The sequence below is a fragment of the Citrobacter sp. wls619 genome (assembly GCF_005281345.1).
In the GTDB taxonomy this organism is placed as follows: domain Bacteria; phylum Pseudomonadota; class Gammaproteobacteria; order Enterobacterales; family Enterobacteriaceae; genus Citrobacter.
The window spans coordinates 126,603-126,860 of sequence record NZ_SZXJ01000099.1 but is presented as its reverse complement, the minus strand read 5'-3'; the positions used below and the strand labels follow the sequence as shown (position 1 = coordinate 126,860).

General features: G+C 53.1%; 1 protein-coding gene. It reads left to right on the top strand.

Features of this window, described 5'->3' with window-relative positions; genetic code table 11:
- Positions 1–258 (top strand): autotransporter outer membrane beta-barrel domain-containing protein (locus tag FDX19_RS21840; protein ID WP_137384372.1); only part of this gene is annotated, 258 nt, incomplete at both ends.

Sequence of the window (258 nt, the reverse complement as noted above, 5' to 3'; positions counted from 1 at the left end):
TTCTCTGCCAGTGGTAACGTAGCCGGTTACAATCTTGGGGCTTATGCCACCTGGTTTGCGGATGCGAAGGACCATAGCGGACTGTATGTGGATAGCTGGTACCAGTATGGGCTGTACAATAACAGCGTCGATAACGGTGATGTCGGGTCAACGGATTATGATTCAACGGCCAGCGCGGTCTCTGTGGAAACGGGTTATCGATACGACATCGGACTTGAGAACCTGAATACTGTCAGCCTGACGCCGCAGGCTCAGGTG